8 protein-coding genes are annotated in these 10,612 nt (G+C 45.3%); 2 read left to right on the forward strand and 6 right to left on the reverse strand.

All coding sequences use genetic code 11. From position 1 onward, the window contains the following. Positions 1-73: 73 nt before the first annotated feature. From Q4Q50_RS14575 to Q4Q50_RS14600, 6 genes are all read right to left on the reverse strand, one after another. Positions 74-1,072 carry a siderophore ABC transporter substrate-binding protein gene (locus Q4Q50_RS14575; protein ID WP_311899907.1) on the reverse strand — a complete coding sequence of 333 codons (999 nt, stop codon included), beginning with the start codon at positions 1,070-1,072 and terminating at the stop codon, positions 74-76. Further along, on the reverse strand, positions 1,069-1,851 hold the full coding sequence (locus tag Q4Q50_RS14580) for an iron ABC transporter ATP-binding protein (RefSeq protein WP_006086973.1): 783 nt from the start codon (positions 1,849-1,851) through the stop codon (positions 1,069-1,071). The genes Q4Q50_RS14575 and Q4Q50_RS14580 overlap by 4 nt, the downstream gene beginning before the upstream one ends. After that, the gene (locus Q4Q50_RS14585; RefSeq protein WP_311899909.1) at positions 1,848-2,798 is read right to left on the reverse strand and encodes an iron chelate uptake ABC transporter family permease subunit; all 951 of its coding nucleotides are present in this window, start codon (positions 2,796-2,798) and stop codon (positions 1,848-1,850) included. The genes Q4Q50_RS14580 and Q4Q50_RS14585 overlap by 4 nt, the downstream gene beginning before the upstream one ends. Continuing rightward, entirely contained in the window at positions 2,795-3,736 is a 942-nt protein-coding gene (locus tag Q4Q50_RS14590; RefSeq protein WP_063883358.1) for an ABC transporter permease, read from the reverse strand. The genes Q4Q50_RS14585 and Q4Q50_RS14590 overlap by 4 nt, the downstream gene beginning before the upstream one ends. 72 nt (positions 3,737-3,808) lie before the next feature. Then, positions 3,809-4,519, reverse strand: coding sequence for a TetR/AcrR family transcriptional regulator (locus Q4Q50_RS14595; protein ID WP_263205826.1), 711 nt, complete (start codon positions 4,517-4,519; stop codon positions 3,809-3,811). 132 nt (positions 4,520-4,651) lie between these two features. Beyond that, positions 4,652-6,769: a TonB-dependent receptor gene (locus Q4Q50_RS14600; RefSeq protein WP_311899915.1), complete on the reverse strand. Its 2,118-nt coding sequence runs from the start codon at positions 6,767-6,769 to the stop codon at positions 4,652-4,654. 319 nt (positions 6,770-7,088) lie between these two features. Here Q4Q50_RS14600 and Q4Q50_RS14605 point away from each other — a divergent pair, with 319 nt between their 5' ends. Both Q4Q50_RS14605 and Q4Q50_RS14610 read left to right on the forward strand, forming a co-directional pair. Beyond that, entirely contained in the window at positions 7,089-8,690 is a 1,602-nt protein-coding gene (locus tag Q4Q50_RS14605) for an ATP-binding cassette domain-containing protein (protein WP_311899917.1), read from the forward strand. Further along, positions 8,687-10,264, forward strand: coding sequence for an ABC transporter ATP-binding protein (locus Q4Q50_RS14610; RefSeq protein ID WP_311899918.1), 1,578 nt, complete (start codon positions 8,687-8,689; stop codon positions 10,262-10,264). Before Q4Q50_RS14605 ends, Q4Q50_RS14610 begins: the two co-directional genes overlap by 4 nt. Positions 10,265-10,612: the final 348 nt, after the last annotated feature.

Here is a 10,612-nt window from a genome sequence, read left to right on the forward strand (position 1 = left end):
GGCTTAAATGTTACAAGAGGTAACTTATCTCATGAGTCATTAGCTATGCCGTCCATAGACGATTTGCAACCTGCTACTTTACATAGCCCTTTAATACATCATCAATAATGATGTTAAGGGATGTTATTCCGGCCCCTGTGATATACCAAGCCTCAGGATCTACAAAAATGATGTTCCCCGTCTTCCAAGCATTCGTCTCACGTAAGAGAGGGTTATCTATGGACTGTTTATCCAATACAGGGCTTCGCTCCATTACTGCGGTTCTGTCTACCACGTAAATGATGTCAGGATTGTTTTCAAGAATGAACTCGCTTGACACGGGTTGGCCATGCAATCCCATCTGCTCTGATAAACTAGCGGGTTTAACCCCTAGCCCACTGTAAATGAACCCATACCGAGAACGAATACCTAAGAATCGAAAAGCACCATTATTATGTAACACCACGAGTGCTTTCTCAGGCCTATCCTGAATAACCATTCTGGCGGCTTCGATCTTACTTTCCAGTTCATCCACTTTATGTTTTGCCAAGGTTTGCTTATCAAATACTTTCCCCAGCACCAACAAGTGTTGTTTGACTATATCAAAGTAATCGCTGTTGCTGTCTTGATAATCAATATCCAAATGAATGGTCGGAGCCAAATTCGAAAGCGCCTGATAATGAGTTGCTTGAATAGATGACATCAGCACCAAATCGGGTTTAAGTGCATAAATACGTTCCATATTGGGCTGAACTATGGCGCCTAAATCAACGATATCATTGTTGTTGCTATAGTCCTGCAGGTAGTAAGGAACAAAATCCTTTGGCATGCCGATAATGGGAATATCTAGCTGTTCGAGATAATCGACTTCATTCATATCGAGGGCCGCAACGCGTACCGGCCGTTTTGTAATAACTGTAGTGCCCAACTTATGGGTTATTTCAACAGGTGTAAAATTTGACTCGCTAGTATCAGACGTTGCAAGAATCGTCTGCTGTACTGGCTCGCTTTTATTGTCGCAGGCCAGCAAAAAAGCCGAGCTAAATAACAGAATCGCCATCACTTTAGTACCGCTTTTACATTTCGACGTCACTTGTATTCTCCTTGTAAGTTGAAGTTGAAATAGTTACAAACTGTTCCTTGGCTCGTTTTCAGCACTTCAAGATCCAGTTCGTACAGTGCTTTTAACCTTTGTGCTGTAACAACCTCTTCAACGGGTCCTTCGCAATGCACAGCGCCTTGCTTCATGCCGACAATATAGTCGGAGTAATTAGCCGCAAAATTAATATCGTGAACCACTAACACTACCGTTCGCTTGAAGTCGTCACACAGATGGCGAAGCGCCCGCATTATGCTAACGCCATGTTTCATATCCAGATTATTGAGTGGTTCATCTAACAATAAATAATCTGTTTGCTGTGCAATCGCCATTGCCAGAAAGGCCATTTGGCGTTGTCCGCCGCTAAGCTCATCGATAAATGCATTAGCTAATGACTGTAAGGCTAAAAACGACAGAGCTTCATCAATGGCACAATGATCTGCCTTTGTGAGTGTGCCTCGACTATAGGGAAAGCGACCAAATGCCACTAACTCCCTGACCGTCAGGCGTAAATTGAGGCTGTTAAACTGACGCATAGTTGCCACTTGCTTGGCGTAATCCTTCAGGGGAATGTTGTGGATAGCAGTACCTTTGAGTAATACCTCGCCCTGCTGGATATTCAGTAACCGACCAATCGACATCAATAAGGTACTTTTGCCAGCGCCGTTGGGACCAATGAGTGATGTAATCTGATGTTCGGGAAATTGCGTGGTAACATTTTTAAGCACAGGTTTCGCGCCATAAGAATGATGTAAGTTATTGACGGTAATCACACTGCGCTCCGAGGTTTAAGAATTAATACAAAGAAATAGGCACCACAAAATAAGTTAATTAACAGCCCAACACTGGTTTGATAATTAAACAGGTGCTCAACAAGTATTTGTGCGATAAGAAAAACTGAGATAGCAACGGCGCATCCTGTTATCAAGGTAAATGAGTGCGACGGATGCCTTGCCAGTGTATAGGCCATATTCGCGACAAATATCCCCATAAAGGCCGTAGGCCCTACTAAGCTGGTTGATATTGCGACCAATACCGCGATAAGGCCTAATAACAGGCGGACCACTTTTTGATAATCAATACCGAGAGAAATTGCCGGCTCTCGTCCCATCAGTAATACATCGAGCACAGCTCGCGATCTCCAAGCGACAATACACACGGCACCGACAAGCACTAAAGAAATAAGTAATTGCTCTGGTTGAGCGCGGTTGAACGACGCTAGGCTATAGCTCTGGAAAATTGAAAATTCACTAGGACTGATAGAATATTGGATTAACTGAGTAAAACTGCCTAACACCACAGTAAGTACTAAGCCAACAAGCAGTAGGAAGAATACATCATGTCGATCTCCGCTAAATAGCCAACGATGAATCGCCATTGAGTAAAGCAACATCACTACGACTGAAACAAAGAAATTACTGTTAGCGGTGATCAAAATACTGCTGCCCGTCCCTAAGATAAGGATCAGCAGTGCCTGCAAAATCAAGTAAACCCCTTCATACCCCATGATAGATGGCGTTAAAATGCGATTTCCAGCTAAGGTCTGAAACAGTATCGAGGAAAACGCAATACAGACACCACCAAGGCAAATTGTACCCAAACGCACCAATCGATTAGGTATGACATAGTCAAAATCAAAACCTGAGCCCATCAATAAAAATGTGACTGCTAATATTACAAGCAGCCCCCAGCTCAAAAAATGCCATGCACTGTTTTTCATTTGATTTTCCAAACGATAACTAAAAAGATGAGCCCACCTAAACAGCTTGCCGTTAGACCTATAGGAATTTCAAACGGATATAAAATAAGCCGACCAAGTAGGTCACAGATAATCAATAGCGTTGCGCCAGCAAAGGCGATAATAGGCAAAGTACGTTTTAAATTATCGCCGTAACGCATAGCGACAAGGTTAGGAATAATTAAACCAATAAATGGAATACTCCCGACTGTGATAACTGTGGTGGCTATGGTTAGGGAAACCAGTACTAACCCTAAGATAACTAGACTGAAATAACTCAGTCCTAGTGTGGTAGCCAAGCCTTCGCCCATTCCTACAATGGTAAAGCGCTGCGCATAAAGGTAGGTCAGCATGACTATGGGAAGGATCAGATAGATGATTTCGTAGTTACCTTGCACGATTTTTGAAAAATCACCCAGCATCCATCCCTGCATACTCTGCATCATATTGTTTTGATAGGCATAGAGTTCCGCTATCGCACTGAGTACACTGCCAAACATAATCCCAATAATTGGAATGAGCACCGGACTCTTATACCGAATACCACGAATAATCAGAATAAAGGCTAAGCTCGCAAGCAGGCAAAAAACCAAAGCGCCTAACATTCTGGCGGTGACACCCATACTTGGAGCATGAATGATTGAAATTAATATGCCTAGTTTGGCGGCATCAAGCCCGCCACAAGTAGCAGGTTCAACAAACTTGTTTTGCACAATCTGCTGCAAAATCACACCACAGACAGCGAGCCCTGCGCCTGAGCAAATCAAGGCAAAAAGCCGCGGTAGACGACTCGCAGATAACACCAACCAGACATCATCCGAGAACGTCAGCATCTGCGTCACAGAGGCATACTTTGCACCTAGCAGCAGTGAGGCGAAACAAAGCACAAAAAAGCACGTCAGTGCATAAACTACCTTCACAAACTGATACTTCCTATACGCAATAAATCTTGTACTAATCTGCAGCCGCTATGAAATGTTCATATCGATGCACTATGTTTGAACCTTATCGGATCCCCCTGCCTTTTGAGCATGGGTAACGGCAATACCCGCTAACACTAAGTCACGTTTTCGCTCCCACCATTTGCGGGCACCGACCTTCATGATGTCTACCATCGCATTTATCTGCTCAGCTTTATCAGGGAGCTTGGTGGCTTCATCTTCCCAAATTGCGATAATTCGCTCTTTACGCGTTCGGCCATCGGCTTCTGGTTTAGTGGTTGACCACCATCCCAAAAAACACTCCCCCACCATGTCAACTAAGATATCAACGGCAAGCACTGCCTCATCAAGGGAGAAGCCTTTGAGTTGCAGCTTTTCGACCGATTCAGCAAAAGAACGTATACCCGATGACGGTGTAACACTGGCCTGATGGATAGATTCAGCGAGGCCAGGATGACGCTCATAGAGTGTCCAAATGGCATCGGTCAATATGATCAATTCACTCCGCCAATCTGTGGCTGCTGGCGCTCGCCAGTCCAACTCATTAATTGCAAGCTCTGCGGCAATGGAGATAACATCATTCCGACCTGCTACGTGATGGTAGAGTGAAGAATGATCGACCTTTAAATGCGCCGCTATAGCTGGGATGGTCGCTTGATCAACTCCAATCTCCAACGCGGCTCTAGCGATAGCCTCACGGGAAATACGGCTAGGTCTGCCTCGCTGGCGTTTTTGAGTCGGTTGATCCGGTACTTGTGTCATATCGATAAGGTTTCCAAGGCAAAAATGCCATTCTAACCGCTCTTGCTACCCGCTGCATGGCAATACCCAATACAGCGGGTAGAAGCTAGCCGCTGCATGGCAATACCCAATACAGCGGGTAGAAGCTAGCCGCTAAAACTTCGCCCTAACGCCCACGCCTATTTCTCGTGGTTCAAGTAAATATGCATCCACGCCTCCGGTACTTCTGTCAGCCATTTTTGCCACAGGAGCACGTTCATCCAGTAAATTGCGTGCATAAACAAAGGCTTCAAAATATTGATTGATTTGATAGGAAGAATTCAGGTTTACCGTTGTGTAAGACCCCACTCTTAACTCAGGCTCATTGGTATCCGTTGAAAAGTATCCATCCGTATGACGCACATCACCGCTCACTTTAAAGGCGTCTGTGATCGCATAGTCAAACCCAAGATTGAACATATATCCTGGCGCTTTACTAAACTCGTTGCCGACAAACTCCTCGCCACGGTAGTCATTAAATTCACTGATCTCAGTTTCAAGTAAACCCAGCCCACCATATAAGCTAAAACTATCGGCAACTTTAAAGTTCCAATCTAATTCAATCCCATAGCTTTGCGCTTCATCAGCATTAATAATGACAGAACCAAAGGGTCGTCCATCTAGGTAGTCAGTAACTGAACGTTGTGAATCTTTAAAGCGGGTGTAAAAGAGATTGCTATTTATGATCAAGCGTTGTTCAAGCAGATCGATACGGGTAAAAAGTTCATAGTTCCATGCCGACTCGGCATCGAATGTATAATATTCGCCACCGCGGAAGTTAATGCCTGTACCACCAGGAATATTGCCTTCACTGATCATAGCGCCGATTAGGACGTTATCAGTCAGATCATAGGACAGGGCAACCTTAGGTAATAACGCCGTAAACGTCTCTTCATATTGATGGCGCACACCTGGGATGTAGCTGGCAATACCATCGTGGCTAATTTCATCAGACTGATAACGAAGTGCGCTGGTGAATGCCCACTTAGGCGAGAAGCGCCATATGACTTCACCGTAGGGGGCAAAACTGGTATGCCTCAGATCGGCGTCGGCATTACCAAATACGTTGTTCAACTTGTTATTCGTTTTATCGTCCCAGTAGAAGACACCGGCAACCCCACTAAACTCTGAACTCTTGTCACCAAAGTTCAGCCTTATATCATTCGAAAAGTTTTCATTATCTCGTTTTGCGATCCCTTGATAAGGTGCTGCAAATCGATAATCAAACTGCCCTTCTGAGTACTGCAGTTGGTTATGTAACTTCATCCCATTGTCGAACACATATTCAAGATCAAAAATCCCGACATGATTACTGACTTCTTGATTGTCCTGAAAAATTGAACGATTTTCTAAGTCATCATAGGGTTCTGATACCACCTCATTTCTGGGACGTTTAGCCTCAGTGGAGGAATAAGTCAGCATGGCGGAAAAGTTACTGTATTTTTCTGGTTCCCATAGCAACTTCGCCCGTAGATTTTGGTTTTTAAACTCAAAATCCAAATCATGGGCAGTAAATTCTGGATTAACGTAATCAACAAAGGTATCTCTAGCGCTGTAATCTGCGCTAATTCTTGCGGCAAAGTCATTGCTTAGCGCACCGGACGCCATGACCGAAAAGCGCTTCTTATTCCGACTGCCATAAAGTGCTTGCGCTGCAAACTCTGGCGTATAAGTGGGGTTATGGGTATGAATGACTACGGCGCCAGCAATACTGTTGGCTCCTTGACTGGTCGTTTGCGGACCACGATAGACTTCAATAGACGACACATCCCACACGCCTGCGGCGCCTAAATCCAGTTCTGCGGGGCTCAGATATTTACCATCAACACTGATAGTTGCTCCGGGTACAGGCTTAGATAAATAGGCATTACCCGCTGCTACAGGCCCTTTGGTATCCGTGCCGCGGATAATGGGCGCATCGGTATTTCCGGCATAAATTAAATTTGGTGTACCGCCGAGAATTTCTGAAATCGTTGATTGGTCCGCATTTTTCCTCAACTGTTCTTCAGTGATGACCGTCACTGAACTCACAGTTTCTTTCAACGTTCGCTCGATTTTCTGACCGTAAACGGTAATGACTTCAATGTTTCCCGCTGCATCTTGTTGCTTGGATTGCTTATCTGGAGCAGCTCCACTGTCAGCAATAGTTGAGCCGGAAATAGCGCTAAGCCCCAGCGCAAGAGAACCGATAACCCACTTTGATTGTGGGTAAAACTTACCAAATCGGGGCATGTTTAATAACTCCTTATACGAAAGATTTGTTGCCAATGAGAATAGTTATCAATTATATTATCGCCGTTCAAAACATTTATCAACACCATGTTGATAAATAAAAATGACCGCTTAATATGGTCGCCATCTCATGGCGGTTCAATTTTTATGAAACAAGGAATTTGGCTCGTGGATGTTCATTTGCCCATAAACTCTGGCACTCAGACTATTTTTTACTCAGTGATATCAAGACTTCATCGCTTCATTGGCCTTGTGTTAATCACACTTTCCAGACAGAAGCCCGGCCTGATCCACTTCGATTTTTTAGGTGAACATTAAAATGCAGTTACTTTTCAGCCCCCATTCAAAACTAGCTTTGGCCTTACGTCCGATGATTCCCGCACTCACTATCGGAACATTACTAGCGGCTGGTACCGGCGTGATGGCACTAAGCGCACTCTGGTGCGTAATACAGCTTATTGCTGGGTATCATTCATTTTGGTTAGCGGGTGCGCTCATATTTTGGATATTGTCGGCACAGCTTTCTGGTAGCGCCTCTTGGATTAATCACAATGCTGAGGCGCAATTTTCTGGAAGATTTAAGCGTGATGTTGCAGCGCATCTTGTTAGGTTGCCACCAAGTACTTTGGCAAAATATAAGGGCGAAAAGTTAAAGCGATTAATGGTCGATGACATAGCGTCATTGCATCATATGATCGCGCATTTACCCTCAGAATTAGCGACCTTTATCATTGTCCCTGCCATTACTATCGGTTTGCTGATCTTAAGCGCGGGCCCAGTGTCATTACTTGCCCTTATCCCAGGCCTCGTCGCCGCGCTTTTCTATTTGGTGGTGGTACCAAGGCTTGCTGCTAAACAGGGTGAAGCAAGAGTTAATGTGATGGGAAATATCACTGCTGCAGTGGATGATTACTCACGTGGTGCACCAGTATTTAGAATTTATGGCGATCAAACTGGCGCAATAGCCGACTACCAAAAGGCAACTAAGCATTTTATTGAGGAGATCATAGAGCGGGTAAGCAAGGTATCCACTTCAGTCGCAGTGGCCACATCATTACTGCAGGCTGTTTGCACTTTTGCTATTGTCTATGCCATCGGGTATGAATGGCCCCCAGAAAAGCTTGCTGCAGTCTTGTTCTTCAGTCTGGCCATAGTCACGCCAGCCCTAAAGCTTGGGCATGGGCTCGATTATCTTGCCACGGGCCGCGCTGCAGCTCAGCGACTAACGGATTTTCTTGGGCAGTCGAGAGTCCCTGTTGGTAGCGGCAATATTGAGCTTAATACACCTATGCCGCTCACTCTCACCGATGTCGTGCCTTCACTGTCTACAAGCAGTAAAACAGTGCCAATTAACTATCAATTTAGATCTGGCAGAATCACGGCAGTGACAGGGATCAGCGGTGTTGGCAAATCCACATTGCTGCGCTTATTAGCTGGCATGGAGCCGCTAAATACCGGAGATATTCGACTCGCTGGTATTGCACTCAATGAGATGGATGAAGCCTCAATTAATCGCGCGATCATGCTATTACCGCAAAGTGCGGGACTACTGGCAACCTCCATCGCCGACAATCTCGCGCTCACCGCACCTGATGCCACGGATGAAGATTACTTAGTGGCATTACACTGTGCACAATTGGATAAACCCTTAAATACTCATGCAAACACCTTGTCTGGTGGTGAAATACAACAGGTTAATCTTGCCCGTGTGTTTCTTTCACCCGCTCGCGTGATATTGCTTGATGAACCTACATCGGCCCTAGACAGCGAAACGGCATTTAACGTGTTCACAGCACTAAGCCATCACGCAAAAACAAACCACAAAACGATTGTGATGGTCACCCATGACTTAACGCTTTCTGAGCTGGCGGATGACAAGCTCACACTCAAGCATCATCACATAGAAGGAGAAGGCCAATGATAAATCGTCCCCAAGATTACGCCGCCATAAAACACTTAATACCTGTTGCCTTCGGTTGGGCTGTGGCGGCCATATTGGAAGCGGCATGCTACATTCAACTGGCTTTAGCCATTATTGAGCAGCAATCACCACAAATAGTGCTATTCATTGCCGCGATAACCATACTCACCACAATACAGGCTTCGCGTTCTGGTTTTTGGGCTGGCGCAAGGCTAGCTAATGCGCTCTACAGTGCCCTAGGCGCGACCATGCAACAAGCTAAGCTCTCTTGGTTTACACCCAGTGTCAGGACACTACTTATAGAAACCGTCTCTCGGAGTATTCCTGGCTTTATGAGTATTCCGGCACATCAATTTCAGGTCTTTATTCATGCACCGCTTATTCCGCTCTGCATTACTTTTGGCATCGGATTGATCGGTGGCATACCACTGGTAATGATGTTGGCTAGCTTGTTGCTCATATCATTTGTGATTCAGAGTATGGCGCAACGGGCCCTTGCCCGCGCAGATATGGACCGAAACAACGCTGAACTGGCAACGAATCAATCCACTCTTGAACTTATAGATCACGTAGAATTACTCCGTACAGCAGCGGGATACAATCGTGCGACCGAGCGTTTAGAGCAAAACTGGCAGGCGCAAGAAATCGCACTGGGTCGAACTAATCGCGCCGCCGCTATAGCAACATTACTGTCGGCTATCGCCAGCTTTTTACCTATTGCCGGCATGGCTCTCTATCTCGTGTTATCAGGCGTAAACAATACGACAATGCTGCTCGCTGTCTTGATGTTGACCATGCGCGCATCAGCGCCACTTGAGACTCTCGCCGTGGCGGCAATAGGCATTAATGATCAGTTAGCGGCTATTAAACACTATCGACAAGCGACTAATGCGCCAACGCTCAAAGAGCCAAGCCAAGCGCAACAAAAGACACCGCACAATCATACAATCGAACTGAATAACGTAACATTTCCCCCTGCGGTGCAAAATATCAATGCCATTATCGAACCAGGTGAACGCGTACTGATTTGTGGCCCTAGCGGTTCTGGAAAAACAACCCTACTTAAGCTATTAATGCGCTTTGATGATCCCACCCTAGGCCTGATCAATTTGGGCAAGGTACCACTCACGTCAATCCCTGCTGCTGAACTTGCCCGCTTTTTCGCCTATGTGCCGCAGGATCCACTCATCTTTACAGGCACCATTGCCAGTAATATTCGCATTGGTAACCCTGATGCCGACGATCAAGCCGTAGATAAAGCGGCACGCCAAGTGGCACTGGATGAAGTATTAGACAGATCAGAACTGGGCATATACCAAGAAGTCGGCTTACAAGGTGCGGGGTTATCGGGAGGGGAACGCCAAAGGCTTGCCTTAGCACGCGCGCTTATCAAAAATGCATCGATTCTGATAATGGATGAGGCCACCTCGGCATTGGATGAGGAGACGGAAAAGCGCGTTGCCAAAGCTATTTGCGAACAAAGCTGCACACTGGTTGTCGTTTCGCACCGAAACCAATCAGTTTGGCAGCCAACTCACATTATAGAATTTGCTCAATCGCTTGCCTTAAAGTAAGAATTGCTTGTGCATTAGAAATTCTGAATTAAAGATGTACAACCTATTATTTTTCTTTACCCAAGCTTCTAATGAAGAATGTATTACAGCCGAGATGACGAAAGTCATTTCGGTACTGCACTAGCTGAAAGTACAAAATATCATGAGCATCGTAATAGAACTAACCAAGAGTTCATCGCATATCTCACTCTTATATCGGCCTCATTCAACAAAGATCAAAGGATCACAAAATCGATCTGTTGAAGTTGGTATATCCGAGCACACCTCTTTTTTGAGATTCTGAGAAAGCAAGGAAAATAATCAATTACAATCAATACTATAGATAGCGTTCAAAATTATGAACGCCCC

Origin of the sequence: Shewanella scandinavica (genome assembly GCF_031932065.1) — a bacterium.
In the GTDB taxonomy this organism is placed as follows: domain Bacteria; phylum Pseudomonadota; class Gammaproteobacteria; order Enterobacterales; family Shewanellaceae; genus Shewanella; species Shewanella baltica.

What these genes read in the sequence shown, in the direction of transcription:
- Q4Q50_RS14585 (WP_311899909.1), bottom strand. Translation starts at nt 2,798, where the DNA reads ATGAAAAACAGTGCATGGCATTTTTTGAGCTGGGGGCTGCTTGTAATA.
- Q4Q50_RS14600 (WP_311899915.1), bottom strand. Translation starts at nt 6,769, where the DNA reads ATGCCCCGATTTGGTAAGTTTTACCCACAATCAAAGTGGGTTATCGGT.
- Q4Q50_RS14605 (WP_311899917.1), top strand. Translation starts at nt 7,089, where the DNA reads ATGCAGTTACTTTTCAGCCCCCATTCAAAACTAGCTTTGGCCTTACGT.
- Q4Q50_RS14595 (WP_263205826.1), bottom strand. Translation starts at nt 4,519, where the DNA reads ATGACACAAGTACCGGATCAACCGACTCAAAAACGCCAGCGAGGCAGA.
- Q4Q50_RS14610 (WP_311899918.1), top strand. Translation starts at nt 8,687, where the DNA reads ATGATAAATCGTCCCCAAGATTACGCCGCCATAAAACACTTAATACCT.